Below are 21,953 nucleotides of genomic sequence, written 5' to 3'. Positions count from 1 at the left end.
GCCGAAGCTCTTCCTCCTGGCCTCGACCCTCCAGAACCCGACCGGCTTGAACCTGCCGACGGCGCAGGCATTCGATCTTCTCGCGGCCCTGCGCTCCGCCGGCGTCTATAAGGTTGAGGACGATGTCCATGCGGATCTGGTCGATGAGCCCGCTACCCGCCTTGCCGCCCTTTCGGGTCTCAAGGGTTTGGTTTATGTGCGCAGCTTTTCGAAGACCATATCCGGAGGTCTGCGCTGCGGCTCCGTTTCTGCCGAATCCGGCACCATCGAGGCGATCGCCGCGCTGACCCTGGATTTCAGTTTTGGGCTGAATTCCCTTTCGTCAGTCGCCGTGTTCAAGCGTCTCAAGAGTGGCCTGTATCGCAGAAATCTGAGCGCCCCGCGAACCTCCATCACCCGGATGCGCGTCGACATGACCCGCAATCTGCGCGGGACAGGTTTCGAAGGTCCGATTGAGCCGGATGGCGGGATCTTCGTCTGGGCGCGGTGGACGGGGCAGCCGATGCCGCGCAGATTGCAGATGTCGCGAGGAAAAAACAAAGCCTTGTGCCGATCGGACCGATTTTCAGCCCGTCAGGCACGTTTGGCCCGTGCATGGGCTTCAGCTGCACCCTCGTGAAAGCCGCCGTCTTCTGGACGCTGTTTCGCGAGGTCTTGGCCGTTGGCCGATGGAGTGCGCCTGGCCTCAAATGGAAACGCGTCGCGGATAACCGCGGCGTAGCTTCCGGCGGCCCTCTTCGTCGCCGGACCCGAGCCCGGCGCGGATCATTCTTGCGCGCCGGCGAGGGGATCGTCGGTCACATCGTCGGTGACAGGGGGCAGGCCCAGCACATCGTGAAAGCGTTGCAGCATGGCCAACGTTCCCGGAGCCATCTCGTCGATCTTGCCCGGGATGAATTGCACCACCGCAACGGCCTTCTCGCGCTCCGCCTTGCGCGGCAGCAGCAGGGGCAGGGTTTCGATGGCGCGTTCGGGATCGAATTCGGCGATCAGCGACTGCTCGTGAATGATGCGCATGCGCTCATCTGCGCTGAGCGAGGAGAAGGGGGCGTCCTGCGTGAGCACGTGACTTGAGCGTTCCAGCCGGTCGCGACGCACACTGCCGCGATTGTCGGCCAGAAGGATAAGCATCCGCACCACTGCCTCGATGAACCCGCCATTGCCGATATGGGCCAGTGCGGCCTGAACCTCCGGCAATGTGCGCAATTCCACTTCGGATATGAGCGGCCGACCCACGGCTTTCGGCTTGCCGAACGCAACTGCGAACGGGTTGGTCCACAGCGCCAGAAAGCTCGCCTCGTAGATTGCATCCCGCGTGTCGCGCCACAGGTCCATTTGCTGTTCCACCAGCGCCGCCCATGCCCGCTCCGCCTTGAGGAACGGGTTCTCCTGATCAAGGGACTTTCCGCCACCGAAAGCCGCGGACATCGCCTCGATCCATGCGGTTGCGGGGCTGTTCCCGGAGAGCATCGCGCGTTGCAGCCGAAGAGGGTGCAGGGTGCGCGTGGCCTCCGCCAGTGCGGGATTGACCATGGCCCGCACCCAGGGGCGCAGGGCAACGTCGTAAGCTTCGGCCTGCATTTCCGAAAGCCGCGCCACGGCGGCCAGCCCGGCCTCTTCCTTGCGCGAACCGGCAATGTCCCGGATATCGCCGAGCGTGCGGTCGTGGAAGCTGACGAGGAAGGTCTTGCCCATGCCCTCGCCCTCCACATCCTCGATCTTCATCTCGTAAAGCCCTGGGCGCAGCGTTTCGATCGTCTTCAGGGTCGAGGCGACTTCGCTGTGCTCCCTTCGCGCGATCTTGGAGGAAACGAAAATGCCGAGATGGCCGACCTGATCGTGCAGCATGTAGACGATCCGCTGTCCGCGAACGCGGATTTCCTCTTCATCGGCATAGCTGTCAACGATCCAGTTGAGCGCCTGTTGCGGCGGCGTGATGTTGTCGCCGAAGCTGGTGAAGATGATGATCGGCGCCTTGACCGCCTTCACATCGATCGTATGCCCCGGTTCCAGCTGCGCCTGGTTCTTGACGAGCTTGTTGCCGACGAAAAGCTCGTCGACGATCCAGCGGATCTCGGGCTCGTTGAGGATGAAGAACCCGCCCCACCAGCGCTCGAAGTCGAGAAAGCGCTGCCGCCCGCCGTCCGGGTCGGTGAAGAGGTCGTAGTATTTGCCGAAATAGTTCCGGCTGGGGTTCAGCTGCTCGAAATTCATCACCAGATGCGCGCCGTCGAACTGGCCGCCGCCGAGATCCGACCAGAACATCGGTTGCCAGGCGCCGCCCAGCAGGCCGCCATTGTACCGCATCGGGTCCTGTCCGACCTTGCCCGACCACGGCGCGACAGGCGCCCCGTTCAGCACGATCGGTCCGGTGATATCGGGATTGGTTGCGGCCAGCAGCAGGGTCGCCCAGCCGCCCTGACAATTGCCGACGACGATCGGCTTGGGGCTCTCTGGATGCCGCCTTTGCACTTCGCGCACGAATTCCGCCTCCGCGCGCGTCACATGGGCAAGCGTCTGGTTCGGTTCCGGTTCGCGCCGGAAGCTCACGAAATAGACCGGATGACCGCTCGACAAGGCCACGCCGACCTGGCTTTCGCTCTTGAAACCGCCAATGCCGCCACCGTGCCCGGCCCGCGGGTCGATGATGATATAGGGGCGCTTGTCGCTGGAAAGCTCCACCCCGCCCGGCGGCAGAATGCGAAGAAGCTCGTAATTGCAGGCCGGTGTCAGATCGCGACCGTCGACAATGCGCTCGTAATCATAGGCGAGAACCGGCGGACAGCCGGCCGCCTCGTGCTCCAGAAAGATGTCGCCGCGCTCGCGCAGCACATCGAGGGTCCGGACCCAGCGTCGGGTCGCATCCCGCAGATAGTCGGCAAAGGCTCCTCCCAGGTTCGCTCCGGACGCGTTCATCGCGTCGGCGATGTCGGTAAGCCTCGGCATGTGCGCCCGTGTCCGCTGCGAATGGGTCTGCGAGATCTTTTGCGACTGGAGCGAAACCGAGTTCATCATCAGCTCGGCCGCGTTTGAGGCGTTGTCATAGCTTTCGGCCATGTCCGCCAACCCGCGCGCAGGGTCCGCGCCGATGAAGGGGCGCGCATCCAGCGCCGCATCGGCGGAGAAAGCCCCCTCCATCGAACGTGCTTCGCCAGCCTTCGCCATATTCGCTTCTCCTGAAGGGTCAGTCGATAATGCTGTAGCCGCCGTCGATCGGGTGAACGCCACCCGTGACATTGGCCGCCGCATCGCTCGCGAGGAAGGCCGCATAGGCCCCGACATCCTCGATCGTTGCAAGTTGATGTGTGGGCGCGCGATCCGCCGCCGCGTTGAGAAGCTCATCGAAACTGTCGATGCCGCTCGCCGCGCGGGTGCGCAGGGGGCCGGGCGATAGCGCATGCACCGAGATGCCCTTGGGGCCCAGCTCGGCCGCCGCATAACGCACCGCGCTTTCAAGCGCGGCCTTGACCGGGCCCATCATGTTGTAATGCTCGACGACGCGCGATGCTCCCTGGAAGGACACGGTCATGCAGGTGCCCCCATGTGGCATCAGTGGTTCCGCCTTGCGGATCATCCGCAGGAAGGAATGGACGGAAATATCCATGGCGATGCCGAAGCCCTCCGCAGAGCAGTCGATCACCCGGCCATGCAGATCCTCTCGCGGGGCGAAGGCGATGGAGTGCAGGACCGTATCGAGCCGCCCCCATTTCGCGCCGATCTCGTCAAACAACGCATCCACCTCAGCCGTATTGCGGACGTCCAACGGCAGAAAGATCTCTGCCTCAAGTTCCTCCGCCAGGGGGCGCACATGCGGTTCCGCCTTTTCATTCAGATATGTGATCGCCAGATCCGCACCCTGTTGGCGAAAGGCGCGCGCACAGCCATAGGCGATGGATTGCGCGTTCGCGATGCCGACGACCAGAACCTTCTTGCCCGATAGCGAAAACATCGACACCTCGTCCGTTCGCAGATTGCGTCATGCTGCAGAGCAACATAAAATTGTAAACTAAATATGTCGAGGATCGGTCGCCATCCGATCGGCCATGTATATATGAAATGAAAACACGTTTCGTATGCAATTATACATGCGGAAAAGCACCGTAAAATTCATGATAATTCGTGATTAGAAAATAAACAGGACTTCAATCTGGTGTGAAAATTAACTGAATATTAAAGTTGGTAGGTAGGTAAGATCTCTTATTATCGGAGATGGTTGTAATATTATTGATCATTTGCCTGGACTTTTGTTGTTCTTTGTTTGGTTTGAGCGGTGGTTTTATTTCTTTCTGAGGCAATAGAAAATTGTGCATGTGCGAAATGAAATGACCAGTCCGTGCGGTTCGCAACGCGCGCCGGGGGCTTGGCGCCGGTCGGGTGGCCATGTGCGGGAGGACCTGACCCGGTGTGCCATGCTGATCGACAGGCTAGATCCGGCATGAGGCCGCTCGGGCCGGAACACGCACGCCAAAGGCGTGCCGTGTGAGGCTTGGCCCTTCGTGCTGTCTGCGCGGCTCTTGCGGCCTGCGGCAACCTGTGAATAATCGAAAAATGATTGCAGAACGCTAGTAATTTCCAGCTTTGGGGAGAGCACAGTGGCTGCCGCACGCAAGGATGGCGCACGCAAGGATGGCGCGCACGGTTCGGGGTCGGGACGCGGCGACGCGCTTCAGCTTGAAAACTGGCTGCCCTATCGGTTTTTTCGGATATCGGTCCGGATTGCGGATGTGCTCAGTGCCTTTTATGGCCCTCGCTTTGGCCTTTCCCGCCCCGCCTGGCGTACCATGGCCATCGTCGCCAACCGTCCCGGGGCGAGCGCGAAGGAGATCTCTCAGGCGGCGGGACTGGACCCGTTCTCGGTATCGCGCGCTGTCAGGCAACTGGTGGAACTGGGTTTCGCCCACCGTCTTGCCGGACGCGTCGACCGGCGTTGCGTCGCCATCGAGCTGTCGCACGCGGGTTGGGAGGCATTTTGTGAAATCTCCGATCTCGCCGGGCATCTCGACCGGGAGCTGACGGAAGCGGTTGATCCCGAGGAGCTGGCGAAGCTCGGTTCCGTTCTCGACAGGCTGGAGAGCGCCAGCGCGGGTATCCTGGCGCGAGACTGGCAATCCATGGGCGACACCCCACGGTGGGAGGAGCCGGCAACGCGCGGCTGAGCGCGGGTTGGCGCGCGCGGATTGGCGCCCGGGCAGGGCATTTTCAGGTTCGGCATGCCGGGGAGGGCAGCATGCACGTACTCTTGTTTCTGGCGACCTCAATCCTGTGGGGCAGCAGCGCAATCGTCACCGCCCAGCAGGCGAGTGCCGGGGCGCCGGAAGTCTCGGTCGCCTATCGGCTGGTGCTGGCCAGTCTGGTGATGTTCGGCTGGAGCCTGGCCCGCGGGCACGGCATTGCCCTGCGCAAGGGAGATCGCCTGTGGGTGGCGTTGCAGGGCGTTCTGTTTTTCGGGGTGTCCTTCATCTCCTTCTACCACGCGACGACGCTGATCCCCTCCGGCATCGCGGCGCTGGTCCTGTCGACCTCGTCGCTCTTTGCGGCCCTTGCCGGATGGCTGTTCCTGTCGGTTCCGGTAACGCGGCGCATGCTTGCCGGCATTTGCGTGGGGCTCCTCGGCCTCGCGGTCATCGCCGCGCCCCAATTCGCGCTGTTTTCCTCCGGCCGGGAAGCCATGGCCGGGCTGGGGTTGGCGCTTTCGGCGGCCGCGGGCACGGGCTGCGGGACGGTCGTTGCGATGCGCAACCAGCGCACCGGCATCCCGATCGTCGTTCTGATGAGCTGGACAGCCCTTTGCGGTGCGCTTTTCGCCTTCACCCTGGCGCTTGCCGAAGGGCGCAGCTTTTCCGTCGACGTCTCGCTCGCCTATCTGGCAGGGCTCGCCCACCTGGCGATCGTCGCCTCCTGCGTCACGTTCTTCATGTATTTCAGTCTCGTACAACGCATCGGTGCGGCAAGCGCGTCCTATACGCTGGCCCTTGTGCCGGTGGTGGCTCTGGTCATTTCCGCGCTGTTTGAAGATCTCGCCATCGACGCGCTGGTCGTGAGTGGGGGCGTGGCGGTGCTGGCGGGGAACGTTCTCGTGCTCAGCGCAGGCCAGAGCCGTCCGGCAGCCGCAAAATCAGCTGGTTGATCCGGAGGGCTCGTGCAGCCCGTGTGCGTGGATCGCGTGCACATGGGCATGAACATGCGTATGGGCGTGGCTGTGAAGGGTCGCGGGCAGAAGCCTGCCCGCCTCCAGAACCATCGCGCGGGTCGCGAGATCGGCAATCAGGGTGGTGTCGTGCGAGACAAGGATCATCGCGCCATCATATGCCGCAAGTGCGTCGCGCAGGCGGGTCTCGTTGGCGGCATCGATGCCGTTGGTGGGCTCATCAAGCAGCAGCACACGCGGCTTCATCGCCATCAGGCCCGCCAGACAGACGAGTCGCTTTTCGCCCCCCGACAGTCGGTGAGAAATCCGCTCCGCCAGATGCGCGATGCCCAGCCCGTCAAGTGCGATGCGCGCGGTCTTTTCCGCCTCCGCCGGGCAGAGCCCCATGTTGAGAGGTCCGAAGGCCACATCCTCGATCACGCTCGGACAGAAAAGCTGATCGTCGCTGTCCTGGAACAGAAAGCCGATGCGGGGCCTGTGGAGGCGGAACTGTCTTTCCGTGCCGCAGGTCTCGCCGAAAAGGTGGATGGTCCCGCTCGCCGTCCGTTCCAGCCCGACGAGTGTGCGCAGCAATGTCGTCTTGCCCGCCCCGTTCGGCCCGACAATGGCGAGCCTTTCGCCCAAACCGAGCCGCAGGTTGATGTCTTCAAGGACGGACTGTCCGTCGCGGCGTACACAGATGCCGTCAAGATGCAGGAGGTCGCTCATGCGCGGTCTCCGACAAGGGTGGCGACCGCAAGGCCGGTCAGGAGTGCAAAGCCGAGCCAGTCCCGCGCAGAAGGGGGCTCCAGGTCGGCATGGGGAAGGCGGCCATTGAAACCGCGGCAAAGCATGGCGTCCTCCACCCGTTGCGCCCTTTCCAGGGCGCGCACCAGCAACATGGCGATCAGATAGCCGTAGCTGCGCCATGTATGTCGGTTGGAGCGCGCACGAAACCCGCGTGCGCGCATTGCCTCGTGACCGCGCCGGGCCTCCGCCCGCAGGATCGCGAGGTAGCGCACACACATGACGAGCAACCGCACCAGCTTTTGCGGCATCCGCAGGCCCTGCAGTGCCGCGCCGAGCCGGGCGGGCTCCAACGCACCCAGAAGGACCATCAGCGCGAGCGCCGCGGCGGTGATCTTGCAGGCGAGAAGGCCCGCATGGATCAGGCCCTGTGCGCTGGCGACGAGTGGGCCGAAGCTGAAAACGGGCGTTCCCTCCTCGGTGAAAGGCAGTGTGACGACGAGCAGCGCGACAAGCCCTTCAACATGCCACAGACGCCGCGCGAGACCTGCCTCCAGCCCGCCCGCAAGCGCAAACAGGACGAGACTGCCAAGGACCGTCGCGGCAAGCGTGAGGCTCTGGAGTTGTGACAGCACGATTACCACGACGAAGGCCGCGACCAGTCTCAGCCGCAGGTCCTGGGGAACCACTAGCCTCGCCATGTGCGGAGCCACAAGCCACCTCCCACAAGCCCGATGATCAGGAAGAGACCGCAGAGAATGTCTGTATAGCGCATCCGCGCATCCATTTCCTCGATGCGCTCCAGCAGGGGGGTGACCTGCCGTTGAACGGCCACATCAACCAGAACGGCGACCTCCTCGCCCGTCAGGACCTGCGCTGCCGATCCGCCTTGCGGGGGGCTGCTTGGGGCGGCGGGTAGGGGGTTGGTGGCCGAAAGGGTCTTTGACGCGCCATGTCCTTCGCCGGTGTCGATTGTCACCGTGAGGGGGCGGGCGGGCACCGGTTCGAAACGGAACCGGCCCTGCTCATCGGTCTTGCCTTCGCCCAACAGGGCGCCGGTTTCGTCATGGACGATCCAGCGCGCGCCCGCCGCGCGTCCGCCGCCAATGAAAAAGCCATAGCCTGAAATGGTTGAGCCCTGAACCGTCGCAAAGACCTTCAGCTTGTGCGCGCAAGCTTGTGTGCTGAGGCCGGCAACCATGAGAAGGGCGATGAGAAGGGCACGCAGGCTCATGACAACATCGGCCTCAGCGCATCAGGCGAGACGCGGGCGAGAAACGCGACGATGACCGCTGTGATGAAGGCTTCGCCTGCCGCAAGCGGCAGATAGGTGGCAAGCAGAATGCTGGCGACGGGCGTATAGGCGGATGATGACAGGGCGAGCGCGAGCGCGACCAGCGCACCGGTTCCCAGAACAGCTCCTGCGCCAACGACGGCGGCCAGGCACAGCCGAAGTGTCGGGTGCGGGGTTGAACGGATCACGGGCCCCAGCAACAGGCCGAGAACGACACCCGGCAGGGCGATATTGACGAGATTGATGCCCAGCGTCGTCAGTCCGCCGAAGCCGAAAAGCAGCGCCTGCAGAAAAAGCGCAACCGCCATGGCGGGAAAGGTCGCGGTGCCGATGAGAATGCCGAGAAGCCCTGAGAGCAGCAGATGCACGCTTGACGGGCCGACGGGCACGGCGAAAAGCGAACCCGCGAAGGCCGCCGCCGCCAGGATGCCCGTGCGCGGAATGGCCCGTTCGTCGAGAGTGCGCAGCCCAAGGGCGATGCCGCCCGCGGCGAGGGCCGCCCCCGCGATGAGCACGGGGGCGGAGAGAACGCCATCGGGAATATGGGCCACGCCGGATCTCCGCCTATTGCTGTGCGGAGGCGCTATCTTGCGCACGCACCCAGATGAGGCCGCCTTCCTCAACCGGCACGGCCTTGCCGTCCGGGGCGGTCATGGAGGCTTCGCCGGTCACCAGCGCCGCGAAGCCCCACCACCCCGCATGCGGCATGGCGTAGGAAAAGGTGCCGTTTGCATCCGCTGTAATCACTTGCGTGATGAAGGCCTCATTCGGTGCCTGGATCGATCCGTCATTGATGAACTCCACCTCGATCTCGGCAAACGGCACGGGGGCCTCGCCTTTCATCACGACGCCGGAAAAGAGATTTCCGGTCCAAAGGCCGGTCGGGCGCGTGAGCGGTCGGATTTCCACCGGAAGGCCGACCATGGCGTCCCAGCCCTCGCCGGAGGCGTAATTGTCCACCACCACCTTGGCGTAATGCTTGATGAACTTGCCTTCTGCGGGCTCCCAATAGGGAGCGGGATCGACAAAGAAGACGGAGGCCCCCGGTTCGGCAAGTTCGCGTGAGACAGTCCAGCCCTCACCACCGCCCGAAGGATTTTTCGCGATGTCGGGCAAGAGGTCGATGATCTCACCGTTGTTCAGCATGCCCAGCCGCTCGGGCCGCTCCATCGCCATGATCGGTCCGCCCTCGAAGGGATGGGTGAAGAGCATGTCGAGAAGCACCGTTCCGCCTTCGGGCAGGACGTCCTCGGAAGGGATGATCTGAAGGAAATGCGCGGATGCGGGCCCATTGGTGAGCAGCAGAGCAGAAAGTGCGAGGCTGGCAAAGGTGGAAAGGGCAGAGGGTCTACGCATGGTGCATCCTTCGGACGGACGTGAGGTGTGGCGGCGGCAGGGGAGCGGCTGAGCCGCGAAGTCTGGAAGTATGATAAGTTTAGTAAAAAATCACACTGCTCCGGTCGGCGCAAGGGCTTACGCAACGTTTGTGCTAGGCTTTGCGCGAAGCGCGAAGCGAGGGAGGAAACATGCAACGCATCACGATCACGCTGGATGACGCTCTGGCTGAGGAGCTCGATACGCATATGAAGGCGACGGGCGCGGCGGGGCGGTCTGAGGTGATCCGGGATCTCGTTCGCCGGGGGCTGGCCACGGTGCCTGATGCGCCGGGCGAGGCGCAGTGTTTCGGCATCATCAGTTGCGCCATCGACCAGTCGGTCCGGGGGCTCGCCGCCCGTGTGCCGCAGGGCAGGCTCGACCGCCACGACCAAACGGTTGCCACCCTTTCCGTGCCGCTCGACCACACCACCTCGATCGACGTGACGGTGATGACGGGACGTGCCGCCGATGTCACGACCTATGCCGAGGCGCTTTTCGCCGAGCGTGGCGTGATGCACGGGGCGTTGGGGCTGGTGCCGGTCGCGCGCGACAGCGAACCGCATGTTCATGGACATGGGTCCGAACAGGCTCACACGCATTACAAGGTCCGGACCTCGCTCTAGATGTGGAGCCTTAAGCTAGATGTGGAGCCTCAAGAGGGTATCTCCGCCCTTCGTGCCCTTGGCATCCCGGATAAAACCGACAATGCTGAGCCAAGTCGAAAAAAAGGCAGGGCGCCCGGCGATTGAAACGGGCCCCGGATGGGGGGACGAATGGGGCGTTCGCAGGGTGACGCGCGACAGTTTCTGGAAGGGCTTTTTCACGCCGCTGTGGCGGCCGCCCAGCCACGTCAGAGCATTGCGCGCTTTCTCCCCGATCCGCCAAGGGGCCGCACGATTGTTGTTGGCGCGGGCAAGGGCGCGGCGCAAATGGCGCGGGCTCTGGAAGACCTTTGGCCCGGCCCCCTGGAAGGTATCGTTGTCACCCGTTACGGCTACGCAGCCGAGTGTCGTCGGATAGAGGTTCTGGAGGCAGCCCATCCCGTGCCGGATGAGGCGGGGCTTGAAGGGGCTGCCCGGCTTCTGGAACGGGTGGCCGGGCTGACGGCGGACGATCTCGTCATCGCTCTTGTCTGCGGCGGCGGATCCGCGCTGCTTCCAGCCCCGCCGGACGGCTTCACTCTGGAAGATGAAATCGCGCTCAACGAGATCCTGCTCGCCTCCGGCGCGCCGATTTCCGCGATGAACACGATCCGCAAGCAGTTTTCCCGCATCAAGGGTGGCCGGCTGGCCGCCGCTGCCTATCCTGCGCGCGTTGTCAGTCTTCTGATTTCCGACATTCCCGGCGATGAGGCGGCTTTCATTGCCTCCGGCCCCACTGTCGCCGACAAGATGATGCCCGCCGATGCGCTGCGGGCCGCCGAGCGCTACGCCATCGCGCTGCCGCCCGCGATCCGGGCGCATCTGGAAACAGCAGAAGGCGCCCCCTCCCCCGATGATCCGCGCCTCAAGAACACCGAAGCCCATGTGATCGCATCGGCCCGCGTTTCGCTGGAAGCCGCTGCCGATGAGGCGCGCAAGGCGGGCGTGACCCCGGTCATCCTGTCGGACGCGATCGAGGGCGAGGCCCGCGAGGCGGGACTTTTCCATGCAGCGCTTGCCCTGGAAATCGAGCGACGCGACGAACCGTTTGCCGCCCCCGTCGTGCTGCTGTCCGGCGGGGAGACGACGGTGACCCTGAAAGGCTCCGGCAAGGGCGGGCGCAACAGCGAATTTCTGCTGTCCTTCGCCGCCCGAATTGCCGGATCGCAGGCGATCTCCGCGCTGGCCGCCGATACGGATGGGATTGACGGCAGTGAGGACAATGCGGGCGCGTTCGCCGATGGGGAAACGGTCGCGCGCCTTGCCGCCGCCGGTCTCGACGTCAATGCCTGCCTTTCGGACAACGACGCCTGGACGGCCTTTGCCGCCATAGGGGGGCTCTTTGAGCCCGGCCCAACCGGCACGAATGTGAATGATTTCAGGGCGATCCTGATCGATCGCCGCGATTGAGAGAGGTTCTGGGAGGAACAGGCATGACGATGAACAGGGATGGGGCCTCTTGAGCGGGGCTGAGCGGAAGGGGCCGCTGGCCGGGCTGAAGGTCGTGGAAATGGCGGCCATCGGGCCGGTGCCTTTCGCGGCGATGGTGCTGAGCGATCTGGGCGCGGAGGTCGTGCGCATCGATCGGCCGGGAGAGGACGTGACCAACCCGCGCGAGATCACCTGCCGTGGGCGGGCCGCGCGCATCGGGCTCGATCTCAAGAACCCGAAGGACGTCGCGCGGGCCCGCGGGATCATTGCCTGCGCCGATGTGTGGATCGAGGGGTATCGGCCCGGTGTTCTGGAGCGCCTCGGCCTCTCGCCCGATGATCTGATGGCGGAAAATCCTGGCCTCATTATCACGCGGGTCACGGGCTGGGGGCAGGATGGTCCCTTAAGCCCGCGCGCAGGCCACGATCTGACCTATATCGCACTGTCCGGCGCGCTTCATGCCATTGGCCCGGCGGACGGTCCCGTGCCGCCGCTCAATCTCGTCGGCGATTATGGTGGTGGCGGCATGCTGGCGCTTGTCGGCCTGCTTTCGGCGCTTTTCGAGCGGTCCCGCTCAGGCCGCGGTCAGGTGGTCGATGCCGCCATGACCGACGGTTCGAGCCTCATGATGGCCTATCTCTACGAGCTGATGGCGGGTGGGATGTGGAAGGACAGGCGCGAGGCCAACATGCTCGACGGGGCGGCCCATTTCTACGCCGCATATCGGTGCCGCGATGACCGTCACATCGCTGTCGGGCCCATCGAGCCGCAGTTCCATGCGGCCTTCGCCAGGGTGATGGGCGTGGAGGACTTCGGGGCCGATCAATATGATCCCGCGCTCTGGCCGGAACGCAGGGCAAAGCTGCAGGAGATCTTCCTGACCCGCGATCGCGATGACTGGATCGCCGCTTTCGAAGGACTGGATGCCTGCGTCGCACCGGTTCTGGGCATGGGGGAGGTGATGGCGCATCCGCACAACGCGGCGCGCCGCACCTTCATCGAGAAAGCGGGCGTCGTTCAGCCTGCGCCCGCTCCCCGCTTTGGCCGCACCCCCGGTGCGCTTGTAGATGAGGACGCCTCCGATCCGGGGGACGTTCTGGCCCGGTGGGGCCTCGCTGGCGAGGACCTGACCGCAATACGGAAACGGCCCTAGGCGGGGCTATTCGCCGACGGGCGGTGTGCCATGGGTGTGGAAGGAGGGGATGGTCTGGAGCCCCCAGGCCTGCCCCTTCTTGCGCTCTTCCTCTGTCCAGGTGACGGTTTCCCAATCGGGCGCGAGGATTAGGCGCGCGCCCGCATTGCAGACCTCCACCCGATTGCCCGCCGGCTCATAGACATAGAGAAAAAAGGTCTGCTGGACGGCGTGCTTGTGCGGGCCGGTTTCGATGTGGATGCCGTTTTCCAAAAAGATGTCGGCCGCCTGCAGGATCTGTTCGCGCTGGTCGAGCGCATAGGTGACATGGTGGAACCGCCCATGCGCGCCGGTATGGTCGCCCGTATAGGCGATGTCGTAGCTCTTGTTGTTGACCGTGAACCAGCAGCCGCCGAGATGGCCGGAATCGAGCATGATCCGCTCGGTGATGCGTGAGCCGAGCGCGCGTGGCATGAAATCGGCGATGGCATCCACATCGCTTGCCAGCAGGTTCAGGTGGTCGAGACGGCGCACGCACACACCGCGTCCGTGATAGCGCTGTGCCTGGTTCTTCAACGCAGGCTTTTCGGAAGTCGGCGCCACATATCGGTTGGTGTCGTAATAGATCTCGAAGATGTGTCCGTCCGGATCCGCGAACCGGTAGGCGGCGCCGTGACCGAGATCGCCGTCACTCCAGCCGATGCCCGCTCCCATCCCCTCGATGGCCTTCACCCGGCGTTCCAGTGCCTGCGGGCTGGAGGCGCGATAGCCCACGTGGCCGACGCCGGTCGTGTTGGACGCGGTGAGTTTCAGCGTGTGAAACTCGTAGTCATCCCATGCGCGCAGGTAGACGCTGTCGCCTTCCGTACCGGATGCGGTCAGGCCCAGCACGTCGACAAAGAAATCGAGGCTTTGTTCCGGCTTGTTGGTGAAGAGTTCGACATGGCCCAGATGCGCGATATCGTAACAGGGCTCCATCATCGGCGTGAATGCGGGCATGGCGTGTCGTTTTCCTCGTCCGGTCGGTCGTCTTGAGCGTGGTTCGTGTCGCCTGTTTTGCGAAGTTTCCGTAAGGGAGGCAATGGATAAAGCCGACCGCAGTGATAATATCTGGCTATTGCGATATGGAACTTCCGGGCCACTCGAACGATCTAACAGGGGCAGGCCTGTGTCTCGAAACCCGGCCTGCATGTGTTCAACACGAGAGCGGATGGGAATGCGTTCATGTCGGGAAAAGAGAAACTAAACATTGTTGGCCTTTGTGGCAGCCTGCGTGCGGGCTCCCTCAATCATGCCTTGCTGCGCACCTTGCCCGATCTGGCCCCGGACCGCATGTCGATCACCGAGGCCCCGTCCATCGGCAAGATCCCGCTCTACAATGCCGATCTGCAGAACCAGTCCGGATTTCCCGCCGAAGTGACCGCGTTGGCCGACGCCGTGCGCGCCGCCGATGGCGTCATCATCGTTTCACCCGAATACAATTACTCGGTGCCCGGTGTCTTGAAGAACGCGCTGGACTGGGTGTCGCGCGTCGAGGATCAGCCTTTCAAGGCCAAGCCTGTCTGTCTCCAATCCGTTTCCCCCGGCACGCTTGGTGGCGCGCGGATGCAGTATCATCTGCGCCAGGTCATGGTGTTCCTGGGGGCGGATGTCTTCACGACGCCGGAGGTTTTCGTCGGCGGTGCCATGCAGAAATTCGATGAGGAGACGCTGGCCCTGACGGACGAGGGGACGCGCGAATTCGTCTCAAAACAGCTTGGCGCCTTTGCAGCCTATGTCGACCGCCTCTCCGCTTGAGCCAAGGCCACAAGCGCGGAAGCCGCTCTGAGCCCTTTCAGCTGTCAGAGAAACGAAACCCCCGGTCAAAGCCGGGGGTTTTCTTGATCATGCTTGCGATCCGATGCCTGGATGCGGGCAATGGGGTCGGGCAGGCTGCTCAGGCCGCGAAGCGGGCGGGCGCGGCGATCTGCGGGCGGCCCTCGCGCTGACGGCGGCGCTCTTCCGGCGAGATATAGACCAGCGCGTGATGCTCTGCGCAGTAGGAGATGCCCGACTCGACGCGGTTGTTGCAGGGAAAGATGTAGTTGCCGCCCGTGCCCTCGGCCCATTTGCACTGGCCGGTACGGGGAAGTCGAAGATCGTTCATGTTGTTCTTGCCTTGCTTGCCCCGCATCTGTTTTCGCGGGGGCATAAATCGGAATTGCGGCGCCAATGCTCTTTAAAGGAGCCTGCGCTGGGTCAGTGTGTCCCCGAACCCCGGCGCGATGCGCTGGGGCCTTTCCGGGGCGGGCCTGAAGAAGCTGTGTTCCCGGTCCAATGGAAGCTGACGGCCAGCTGGCTCTCCGCTTCCCGGGTGGGGCTTCGATGACTGGGGATCCGTTTCACCGCAAACGGCTCGGTCGCGGGGCAATTCTGCCCGTCCCGACCGCTGTTTCATCTTGCGCCCGCGCCTTTGCCGGGTGCGAAGAAAAAGGCGCGAACGATGCGCGCCCTTGAAACCTGCCCAAATCGATCGGATCGCGCCAACGCCAAGCGCCATGCTGGATCCGTTCCACCGACTTCGACAGTACTGTTCCTGTTGCCTGTAGACAATTGCAGGACTCACATGGATGCCATGCAGCTAACGCAAGGGTAAACGTCTGTTGAACGATCCGTCTCAATCAGGCGCGGATTCGTCCTTTTCTCGCAGCGTGTTCGTAACAACGCGGAAGTTCTGTACCGTATAGTCCGCCTGCTGACATCCAGACGGTCATGACTGGTTCAACCCGTTTGGTGGTAACGGGGTGCAAGGTGGATCTGACTTCAGGTTGCGCGTTGAGCGTGTTTTCATCTCATCGCAACACGGCACGGGGGTGAGCGGTCGATCAGGTGTCGTGCCCGCCGGTCATGAGCGTGCCGCCCGCCGCCGCAAGCGCCTGGGGCGTGTCGAGATCAAGCCGGGCGGCGTCCCCGATCTCCACTTCCACCACCGCCTGCGGATTGGCCCCGATCAGGTGCCGGGCGCCGACATCGCCCCGGATGTCCATGAGCTGGGGGAAAAAGCGGTTCGACCAGAGGACCGGGTTGCCCTGCTTGCCTTGCGCCGTCGGCACGACGATCAGTCCTTCATGGGCCGGGTCATAGGTGTCCATGAGACGGCGTACGATGTCCGGCGTGATGTCCGGCATGTCGGCAAGCATGACGAGAACCGCATCCGTATCTTCCGGCAAGGCTGCAATGCCTGCCCTGAGCGAGGTGGAAAGCCCTTGCGCATGGTCGTCATTGTGGACGAGACGCAGATCAAGCCCGCAAAGCGCGTCCGCCACCGCGTCCTGCATGTGTCCTGTCACGACGGTGACGCTTGCGGGGGCAGCCTCCAGCGCATGACGGGCGGCGATGCGCACCAGCGGCTCCCCCTCGATGGTCGCCAGCAGCTTGTTTGGCCCGCCCATGCGGGTGGAACGCCCGGCGGCCAGGATGAGGACCGCAATGCGCGGGCTTTTCTTCATGCCACGTTCCTCTTCCATCTGCCCGCCTTCACGCGGCTGCGGGCGTGAGACGATCTCCATCAGCAACCCGCCGACGCCGAGCCCGGTCAGATCGTGGGCGGTGACGGGCAGGCCCGCAAGCGTTCGGCGCAAGACCCAGTCGAAGCCGTTTTCCGCGGGACTGCGCGCGCAGCCCGGCGCGCCGATCACGGGAATGGAGCCGAGATGGCCGAGAACCAGCAGGTTGCCCGGATCGACCGGCATGCCGAAATGCTCAACCCGCCCTCCGGCCTTCTCGATGCCATCGGGCACGACATCGCCGCGGTCCACATTGGCCGAGGCCCCGAAGACGATGACAAGCTCAGCCCCGCCCTCCCGCGCCTTTTGCAGTGCTTCGGCCAAAGCCTCCGCTTCATGCGCGATACGCAGGTCGGCAAGCAGGCGCGCACCGGCGGGGGCCAACCGCTCCACCATCACCGCGACCGTCTTGTCGATGGTGCTTTCCTTGAGAGACGGCAGCCGGGTTGAAACCAGCGCAACCCTCATCGGTTTGTAGGGCGCAAGCCGCAACAGGCCGTCCGGCCCATGCGCCGACGCCTTCGCCACGAGACCGCCCGCAACCGCGTAGGGAATGATCTTCACGGTCGCGACCATCCGTCCGGCCTCGACCGGGGCGTAGGCCTCAAGGGTTGCCAGCGTGATCGCCGGATCGATCCGGTTGAGCCGGTCGATCTCTTCGCGGTCCACGACGAGCAGACCTGCCTTGTTTGCAAAGATGTTTGCGCGCCCCGTAAAGGCGCGCTCCACCTGCACGCCGGGGCCGGCCACAGCCTCCGCGATCAGGGCCGCAGCGCGATCCTCTTTCACGTCGTCCGCATCCAGCCGAGCGACCGTCAACTCTGTGACCCCGGCCTTGGCGAGCGTGTCGAGATGGTCGCGCGTCAGCTCCGTGCCCTTGCGCAACCTCAGCGAGGGTGTCTTCAGCGAATGGGCGAGGACCGCGCCTGCGCACTCCGCCAGCGCAAGTGTGGCGAAAATCACGCCACACCCTCGTGCACGGGGGCCGGGGTTGTCTCGCCCTTGCGCAGGGCGTCGATGACTTCTGCCATGATCGCTATCGCGATTTCCGCCGGGCTCGCGGCCCCGATATTGAGCCCGATCGGCGCGCGGATCCGGTCGATGTCGGCTTGCGAGACGCCCGCCTTTGCGAGCCGCGCCACGCGGGCGGCATGGGTCTTGCGGCTGCCCAGCGCCCCGACATAGAAACACCGCGCGGCAAGCGCCTTCATCAACGGAAAATCGTCGATCTTCGGATCATGGGTGACGGCGGCAAGGGCGGTGTAGCGATCAAGGGGAACCGTCTGCGGAATGATCTCCTCCGGCCAGTCTGCATGGAGCGGGACGTCTGGAAACCGCTCCGGGCTTGCAAAGGCGGTGCGCGGATCGATCACCGCCATGTCGAAACCTGCGATCTTCGCGATGGGCGCAAGCGCCTGCGAGATGTGAACCGCACCAATGACCACGAGCCGCGGCGGGGGCACGTGGACATTGAGAAAGACCTGCGCACCGTCCGCGCCCGCCACCATGCCGGACTTGCCGGAGCGAAAGCGCGTGCTGAGTTCCTCAGCCAGCGGGTCGGCGGAAAGGTCGGTGTCTTCTTCCACCAGTCGCTGCGCGCCGCTGGCGATCGTGGTGATCAGGATGCAGCCGCGACGGGCGGCGCGTTCCTGGTTGAGCCGTTGGAGAAGGGGGAGATCCATCACGCGACCTTTTCCACATAGACCCGGATCCGTCCGCCGCAGGAAAGCCCGACCTTCCATGCGGTCTCGTCGGCAACGCCGAATTCCAGCATGCGCGCCGTTCCGCTTTCCAGCACGTCCAGCGCCTCGCCGACAACCGCCCCTTCCACGCATCCACCGGAAACCGAACCCTCGAAATTGCCCTCGCCATCGATGACGAGATGGCTGCCCACGGGGCGTGGTGCCGAGCCCCAGGTTTCCATGACCGTGGCGAGCGCGACGTCGCGTCCGGCCTTGCGCCAGCCTTCGGCGACGCAGAGCACGTCGAGCGTGTCCTGAACGGTTTCAAGCGCCTGATGATTGGCGCTCTGATAGCTGGCGGAGCTGGTCATGTTGGCGTTCTCCCGGCAGTCGCGTCCCGTTTGGGAAGGGATCCAGCATATAGGAACATACGTTACGGGAGGAAGGGGAGAACGCGGCAATTGTCGGGGGCTCGTGCAAGGTCACGGCTGCGTCAGGAGTTCGATGGCCGTCGTGACGAGCCGCGGATGCGCGGCCTGGAAGTTCTGCCAGGTGAAGTTCGTGGTGCGCGTTTCGCTATGCGAGCAGGCTGAAAAGATCCGTCCGTCGTCAGCATTGGCAAAAAGCTGCGCGCTGCCTTGAGCGAAGTCCGCGTTGCCCGCTAGCGCCGCATGTCGCGCATCGAGCCGGACCAGAGTGGCCTTCTCATCCAGCGCGGCGAAGAAATCATCGCGCAAGGCGACCGGCAGTCGGGCAACCTGGAGATCGAACAGTGTCTGGGCCGGGCGCATCGCGGCAAATGCCGGAAAGAGCTCGTCCTGGGGCAAGCCCCGGCGGTCCGCAAGAGCGCCGTTGAGAAGACGCGAGATCTCCGTCAGCCGCCAGTCCTGCCGGCGATTGATCCGTCGGATCGGGGTCTCTCGAACGGCAGGCGCAATGATCTCCTCCACGCCGAGCGCGCGAAGAAGCGCGGGCACGGCATCGCCGTCTTCTTCCACCGCCCGGTCATAGGAAACAGCGGTCACCTCGCCGTGCCGCGCTACGCGTTCGATCACCCGGTCGTAGTGGCCGTCGATGAAACTGTCGTGGTTTGCGACGAAGGCAAGATAGTCGTTGAAGCGCGCACTGTCGCGCCGTCGGCAATATTGCGACCAGCGCGAAGGGAGGTAGTGGCAGGGATCGCGGAAGGCAAAGACGAAGCGGATCGGCGCGCCGTCAAACGCATCGACGATCATTGCCAGCGTCTCCGCAGGTTTCGCGGAGATGATCTCGCCCGACAGGAGCAGCGTTTCTGCCCCCAGCGCCCGCGCGTCTTCCAGAGCTGCGCGCGGTTTGCCCTCATGGACCGCATCGTCACCGAAAAGCTGCCAGTGATTGCCGCCCGGTGCGTCCGGGTAGTGAATGCCGGCAGTGGCGAGCGCCTGCCTGTTTTGCCCAAGAAGAGCTTGCAGGGTGGAGGTGCCCGTCTTGTGCATCCCCCCATGGATGATGATCCGCATGGTCTTACTCGTGCGCGCCGACAGAACGCCGGAACTTAGGCCACAACCGGAAAGGCGCGCAAGCTCATGAAACCACACCAAGAATAAGGCGCCCGGATTGCTCCGGGCGCCTGCTGTCGTCAATCCTTCACGCTTGGCTCATTCGGCGGCAGCGCGCTGGCCGCCGGGCGCGGCGTTGAGCACCGCAGCGTCCACGTGTTCCTCGAAGGGAGCGAAGTTGTCGATGAACATCCGCACCAGCTTGCTCGCCTGAACGTCGAAGGCAGCCTTGTCGGCCCAAGTGGAGCGCGGATCGAGAATGGCGCTGTCCACCCCCGGAACCTCGACCGGAACCTCGAAGCCGAAATTGGCGTCGGTGCGGAACTCCGCGTTCTTGAGCGAACCGTCGAGCGCGGCGCTCAACAGCGTACGGGTCGCCTTGATCGGCATGCGGGCGCCGACCCCGTAGGCGCCGCCGGTCCACCCCGTGTTCACCAGCCAGCAATCGACTTCATACTTGGCGATGAGATCGCGCAGCAAGTTGCCATATTCGGACGGGTGGCGAGGCAGGAAGGGCGCGCCGAAACAGGTGGAGAAGGTCGCCTGCGGCTCGGTCACGCCGCGTTCGGTCCCGGCCACCTTGGCGGTATAGCCGGACAGGAACGTGTACATGGCCTGTGCGGGGGTCAGCTTGGCGATTGGCGGCATCACGCCGAAGGCGTCCGCCGTCAGCATGATGATGTTCTGCGGCTGCGGCGCGCGGCCCGTCAGGCTGGCATTGGGAATGTAGTGGATCGGATAGGCGCAGCGGGTGTTTTCCGTCTTGCTGCCATTCGCGAAATCCGGCTGCCGGGTTTCCGGGTCGATCACCACGTTTTCCAGGATCGTGCCGAAGCGTTCGGTCGTGGCGTAGATTTCCGGCTCCGCCTCACGCGAGAGGTTGATCGTCTTGGCGTAGCACCCACCTTCGAAGTTGAAGACGCCCTCAGGGGACCAGCCATGCTCGTCATCACCGATGAGCGTGCGCGTGGGATCGGCGGACAGCGTCGTCTTGCCGGTGCCGGACAGGCCGAAGAAGACAGCCGTATCGCCCTTGTCGCCCACATTGGCGGAACAGTGCATCGGCATGACGCCCTTGGGCGGCAGGAGGAAGTTCAGGATCGTGAAGACCGACTTCTTCATCTCGCCGGCATATTCCGAGCCGCCGATCAGGATCAGCTTCTGCTTGAAATTGCAGGCAATGACCGTCTCAGAGCGGCAGCCATGACGTTTCGGATCGGCCCGGAAACTCGGCAGGTCGATGATCGTGAATTCGGGGTCGAAGGAGGTGAGTTCCTCGCGATCCGGCCGGATCAGCAGGTTGCGGATGAAGATGCTGTGCCAGGCATATTCGGTATAGACGCGCGTGGCGATGCGGTGCGCGGGATCGGCCCCGCCGTAAAGGTCCTGGGCGAAAATCTCCCGGTCGGCGGCGTGGGCGCGGAAATCCGCATAGAGCACGTCGAACTTGGCCTGCTCCATGCGCCCGTTATTGTCCCACCACACGACATCGCGGGTGACGTCGTCCTCGACGACGAACTTGTCCTTGGGAGAGCGGCCGGTGTGCTGGCCGGTATCGGCGACAAAAGCGCCACCTGCGACCACCTGGCCCTCATTGCGGCGCACGGCCTCCTCATAGAGCTTCGGCTCCAGAAGATTCCAGTGCACCGCAGCCGCTTCGCTCAGGCCGACGAGTTCCGGCCCCTTGGCTGCGTTGCGAAGTCCCGTTTCGATCATTTCGAAGACACCCTGATTGGATCGCGCTTATCTGCCCGGCTGTTTTCTCTTGCCGGCTCCCGACGCGCCTATGACCAAGATCCGGCCCCGCGACCGGATGCTCCCGGCTTTCCCGCCGGTTATTCGTGATTGTTGCGGACGCATGGCGTGCGTCCGGTCGACCATCGGCCGGTATTCCTTCGACATGTGAGCGCAGATGCGGTCCTGGCCGCAAGGTCAGGGCACGGTCGGCTCCTGCGCACAGCTGGTCCGGCGTCGCCGAACGGAGCAAGGAACGGCGGGTGAACCCTTCCATCCTCACCCAAGCAATGCCTCTCCGTAAAGGGGCGGCAAGCCGCGCGAAGTTAGTGGATCGACCGCAGGGGAACAAGGCTGAATGTTAGGATAATCAGGTAGCTAAATCGATTTAGTTTGTAATTATCTAATTCTTACGTAGAAAGCGGGCCCGTTTGCCGGCTCATTGGTTGCAGGCGGCGCGCAGCGATCTCTCGAAGAGGCGCGCTTTCGGGCGGCATCGGTTACCGGATGACGGGTGGATGACGAGCGGATGACGGGACATCGGCCGGTCTGTTTGCCCGGCCCGCGCGGGCAGTCTGTCGTGGGCATCGGCAATCGCGAGATCGGTGCCACGGGCTGAAGGGCGACCGTGATCCAATCTGCCGGGGAAGGGTTTAAACGTGCTCGCTCAGGCCGACAGCGCGATGCGGCGATCTTCGGCCCTGT

Annotated in this window: 21 protein-coding genes; 7 read left to right on the top strand and 14 right to left on the bottom strand. The window is 63.9% G+C overall.

Features of this window, described 5'->3' with window-relative positions; all coding sequences use genetic code 11:
- Positions 1–46 precede the first annotated feature (46 nt).
- Positions 47–619: an aminotransferase class I/II-fold pyridoxal phosphate-dependent enzyme gene (locus tag ABGM93_RS12705; RefSeq protein ID WP_321499971.1), complete on the top strand. Its 573-nt coding sequence runs from the start codon at positions 47–49 to the stop codon at positions 617–619.
- Between the two features lie 146 nt (positions 620–765).
- Here ABGM93_RS12705 and ABGM93_RS12700 read toward each other — a convergent pair whose 3' ends face one another.
- Both ABGM93_RS12700 and fabI read right to left on the bottom strand, forming a co-directional pair.
- The gene (locus tag ABGM93_RS12700) at positions 766–3,165 is read right to left on the bottom strand and encodes an alpha/beta fold hydrolase (RefSeq protein WP_321499969.1); all 2,400 of its coding nucleotides are present in this window, start codon (positions 3,163–3,165) and stop codon (positions 766–768) included.
- A gap of 19 nt (positions 3,166–3,184) precedes the next feature.
- A complete protein-coding gene (fabI, locus tag ABGM93_RS12695) occupies positions 3,185–3,949 on the bottom strand; it encodes an enoyl-ACP reductase FabI (protein ID WP_321499967.1) in 765 nt (254 codons plus the stop codon).
- 643 nt (positions 3,950–4,592) lie between these two features.
- On the opposite strand from fabI, the gene ABGM93_RS12690 reads away from it, so the two are divergent.
- Positions 4,593–5,156, top strand: a complete 564-nt coding sequence (locus ABGM93_RS12690) for a MarR family winged helix-turn-helix transcriptional regulator (protein WP_321499965.1) — start codon at positions 4,593–4,595, stop codon at positions 5,154–5,156.
- A 71-nt stretch (positions 5,157–5,227) separates the two neighbouring features.
- Entirely contained in the window at positions 5,228–6,127 is a 900-nt protein-coding gene (locus ABGM93_RS12685; protein ID WP_321499963.1) for a DMT family transporter, read from the top strand.
- On the opposite strand, the gene ABGM93_RS12680 is transcribed toward ABGM93_RS12685, so the two are convergent.
- From ABGM93_RS12680 to ABGM93_RS12660, 5 genes are read right to left on the bottom strand one after another with little or no spacing between them, the layout of a single operon-like run.
- The gene (locus ABGM93_RS12680; RefSeq protein WP_321499961.1) at positions 6,116–6,856 is read right to left on the bottom strand and encodes an ABC transporter ATP-binding protein; all 741 of its coding nucleotides are present in this window, start codon (positions 6,854–6,856) and stop codon (positions 6,116–6,118) included. The genes ABGM93_RS12685 and ABGM93_RS12680 overlap by 12 nt on opposite strands.
- Positions 6,853–7,575, bottom strand: a complete 723-nt coding sequence (gene cbiQ, locus ABGM93_RS12675; protein WP_321499959.1) for a cobalt ECF transporter T component CbiQ — start codon at positions 7,573–7,575, stop codon at positions 6,853–6,855. The genes ABGM93_RS12680 and cbiQ overlap by 4 nt, the downstream gene beginning before the upstream one ends.
- Positions 7,563–8,108 (bottom strand): cobalamin biosynthesis protein CbiL, encoded by a 546-nt coding sequence (locus tag ABGM93_RS12670; RefSeq protein ID WP_321499957.1) that lies wholly within the window; start codon positions 8,106–8,108, stop codon positions 7,563–7,565. The genes cbiQ and ABGM93_RS12670 overlap by 13 nt, the downstream gene beginning before the upstream one ends.
- Positions 8,105–8,719: a cobalt transporter CbiM gene (cbiM, locus tag ABGM93_RS12665; protein WP_319772447.1), complete on the bottom strand. Its 615-nt coding sequence runs from the start codon at positions 8,717–8,719 to the stop codon at positions 8,105–8,107. Before cbiM ends, ABGM93_RS12670 begins: the two co-directional genes overlap by 4 nt.
- A gap of 13 nt (positions 8,720–8,732) precedes the next feature.
- Entirely contained in the window at positions 8,733–9,524 is a 792-nt protein-coding gene (locus tag ABGM93_RS12660) for a DUF4198 domain-containing protein (protein ID WP_321499954.1), read from the bottom strand.
- Positions 9,525–9,694: 170 nt separating this feature from the next.
- On the opposite strand from ABGM93_RS12660, the gene nikR reads away from it, so the two are divergent.
- The 3 genes from nikR (at position 9,695) to ABGM93_RS12645 (ending at position 12,770) form a co-directional block, all read left to right on the top strand.
- On the top strand, positions 9,695–10,168 hold the full coding sequence (gene nikR / locus ABGM93_RS12655; protein WP_321499952.1) for a nickel-responsive transcriptional regulator NikR: 474 nt from the start codon (positions 9,695–9,697) through the stop codon (positions 10,166–10,168).
- A 150-nt stretch (positions 10,169–10,318) separates the two neighbouring features.
- On the top strand, positions 10,319–11,596 hold the full coding sequence (locus ABGM93_RS12650) for a glycerate kinase (RefSeq protein WP_321499950.1): 1,278 nt from the start codon (positions 10,319–10,321) through the stop codon (positions 11,594–11,596).
- A 49-nt stretch (positions 11,597–11,645) separates the two neighbouring features.
- Positions 11,646–12,770, top strand: coding sequence for a CaiB/BaiF CoA-transferase family protein (locus ABGM93_RS12645; RefSeq protein ID WP_321499948.1), 1,125 nt, complete (start codon positions 11,646–11,648; stop codon positions 12,768–12,770).
- A gap of 6 nt (positions 12,771–12,776) precedes the next feature.
- On the opposite strand, the gene ABGM93_RS12640 is transcribed toward ABGM93_RS12645, so the two are convergent.
- Positions 12,777–13,727, bottom strand: a complete 951-nt coding sequence (locus tag ABGM93_RS12640; RefSeq protein WP_321505875.1) for a catechol 2,3-dioxygenase — start codon at positions 13,725–13,727, stop codon at positions 12,777–12,779.
- A gap of 246 nt (positions 13,728–13,973) precedes the next feature.
- Between ABGM93_RS12640 and ABGM93_RS12635 the strand changes: the two genes are divergently transcribed.
- Positions 13,974–14,546: an NADPH-dependent FMN reductase gene (locus ABGM93_RS12635; protein ID WP_321499946.1), complete on the top strand. Its 573-nt coding sequence runs from the start codon at positions 13,974–13,976 to the stop codon at positions 14,544–14,546.
- A 139-nt stretch (positions 14,547–14,685) separates the two neighbouring features.
- On the opposite strand, the gene ABGM93_RS12630 is transcribed toward ABGM93_RS12635, so the two are convergent.
- The 6 genes from ABGM93_RS12630 to ABGM93_RS12605 all read right to left on the bottom strand — a co-directional run bounded on the left by ABGM93_RS12630 (position 14,686) and on the right by ABGM93_RS12605 (position 21,230).
- On the bottom strand, positions 14,686–14,895 hold the full coding sequence (locus ABGM93_RS12630; RefSeq protein ID WP_319772454.1) for a hypothetical protein: 210 nt from the start codon (positions 14,893–14,895) through the stop codon (positions 14,686–14,688).
- 718 nt (positions 14,896–15,613) lie between these two features.
- A complete protein-coding gene (locus ABGM93_RS12625; RefSeq protein ID WP_321499943.1) occupies positions 15,614–17,257 on the bottom strand; it encodes a molybdopterin-binding/glycosyltransferase family 2 protein in 1,644 nt (547 codons plus the stop codon).
- Positions 17,254–17,976 carry an XdhC family protein gene (locus tag ABGM93_RS12620; protein WP_321505873.1) on the bottom strand — a complete coding sequence of 241 codons (723 nt, stop codon included), beginning with the start codon at positions 17,974–17,976 and terminating at the stop codon, positions 17,254–17,256. Before ABGM93_RS12620 ends, ABGM93_RS12625 begins: the two co-directional genes overlap by 4 nt.
- Positions 17,976–18,347 (bottom strand): XdhC family protein, encoded by a 372-nt coding sequence (locus ABGM93_RS12615; RefSeq protein ID WP_321499941.1) that lies wholly within the window; start codon positions 18,345–18,347, stop codon positions 17,976–17,978. Before ABGM93_RS12615 ends, ABGM93_RS12620 begins: the two co-directional genes overlap by 1 nt.
- 111 nt (positions 18,348–18,458) lie before the next feature.
- Positions 18,459–19,475, bottom strand: coding sequence for a hypothetical protein (locus ABGM93_RS12610; RefSeq protein WP_321499939.1), 1,017 nt, complete (start codon positions 19,473–19,475; stop codon positions 18,459–18,461).
- A 138-nt stretch (positions 19,476–19,613) separates the two neighbouring features.
- Positions 19,614–21,230 carry a phosphoenolpyruvate carboxykinase gene (locus tag ABGM93_RS12605; protein ID WP_321499936.1) on the bottom strand — a complete coding sequence of 539 codons (1,617 nt, stop codon included), beginning with the start codon at positions 21,228–21,230 and terminating at the stop codon, positions 19,614–19,616.
- Between the last annotated feature and the right edge of the window lie 723 nt (positions 21,231–21,953).

The sequence above is a fragment of the Breoghania sp. genome (assembly GCF_963674635.1).
GTDB lineage: Bacteria > Pseudomonadota > Alphaproteobacteria > Rhizobiales > Stappiaceae > Breoghania.
Note: the sequence above shows the minus strand (reverse complement) of the source record. Positions and strands in the feature narration are given on the sequence as shown.

Bases quoted from the DNA above. Each gene is read 5' to 3' on its own strand.
- ABGM93_RS12700 (WP_321499969.1), bottom strand. From the start codon at position 3,165: ATGGCGAAGGCTGGCGAAGCACGTTCGATGGAGGGGGCTTTCTCCGCC.
- fabI (WP_321499967.1), bottom strand. From the start codon at position 3,949: ATGTTTTCGCTATCGGGCAAGAAGGTTCTGGTCGTCGGCATCGCGAAC.
- ABGM93_RS12685 (WP_321499963.1), top strand. From the start codon at position 5,228: ATGCACGTACTCTTGTTTCTGGCGACCTCAATCCTGTGGGGCAGCAGC.
- ABGM93_RS12680 (WP_321499961.1), bottom strand. From the start codon at position 6,856: ATGAGCGACCTCCTGCATCTTGACGGCATCTGTGTACGCCGCGACGGA.
- cbiQ (WP_321499959.1), bottom strand. From the start codon at position 7,575: ATGGCGAGGCTAGTGGTTCCCCAGGACCTGCGGCTGAGACTGGTCGCG.
- ABGM93_RS12670 (WP_321499957.1), bottom strand. From the start codon at position 8,108: ATGAGCCTGCGTGCCCTTCTCATCGCCCTTCTCATGGTTGCCGGCCTC.
- ABGM93_RS12660 (WP_321499954.1), bottom strand. From the start codon at position 9,524: ATGCGTAGACCCTCTGCCCTTTCCACCTTTGCCAGCCTCGCACTTTCT.
- nikR (WP_321499952.1), top strand. From the start codon at position 9,695: ATGCAACGCATCACGATCACGCTGGATGACGCTCTGGCTGAGGAGCTC.
- ABGM93_RS12650 (WP_321499950.1), top strand. From the start codon at position 10,319: ATGGGGCGTTCGCAGGGTGACGCGCGACAGTTTCTGGAAGGGCTTTTT.
- ABGM93_RS12640 (WP_321505875.1), bottom strand. From the start codon at position 13,727: ATGGAGCCCTGTTACGATATCGCGCATCTGGGCCATGTCGAACTCTTC.
- ABGM93_RS12635 (WP_321499946.1), top strand. From the start codon at position 13,974: ATGTCGGGAAAAGAGAAACTAAACATTGTTGGCCTTTGTGGCAGCCTG.
- ABGM93_RS12630 (WP_319772454.1), bottom strand. From the start codon at position 14,895: ATGAACGATCTTCGACTTCCCCGTACCGGCCAGTGCAAATGGGCCGAG.
- ABGM93_RS12620 (WP_321505873.1), bottom strand. From the start codon at position 17,976: ATGGATCTCCCCCTTCTCCAACGGCTCAACCAGGAACGCGCCGCCCGT.
- ABGM93_RS12615 (WP_321499941.1), bottom strand. From the start codon at position 18,347: ATGACCAGCTCCGCCAGCTATCAGAGCGCCAATCATCAGGCGCTTGAA.
- ABGM93_RS12610 (WP_321499939.1), bottom strand. From the start codon at position 19,475: ATGCGGATCATCATCCATGGGGGGATGCACAAGACGGGCACCTCCACC.
- ABGM93_RS12605 (WP_321499936.1), bottom strand. From the start codon at position 21,230: ATGATCGAAACGGGACTTCGCAACGCAGCCAAGGGGCCGGAACTCGTC.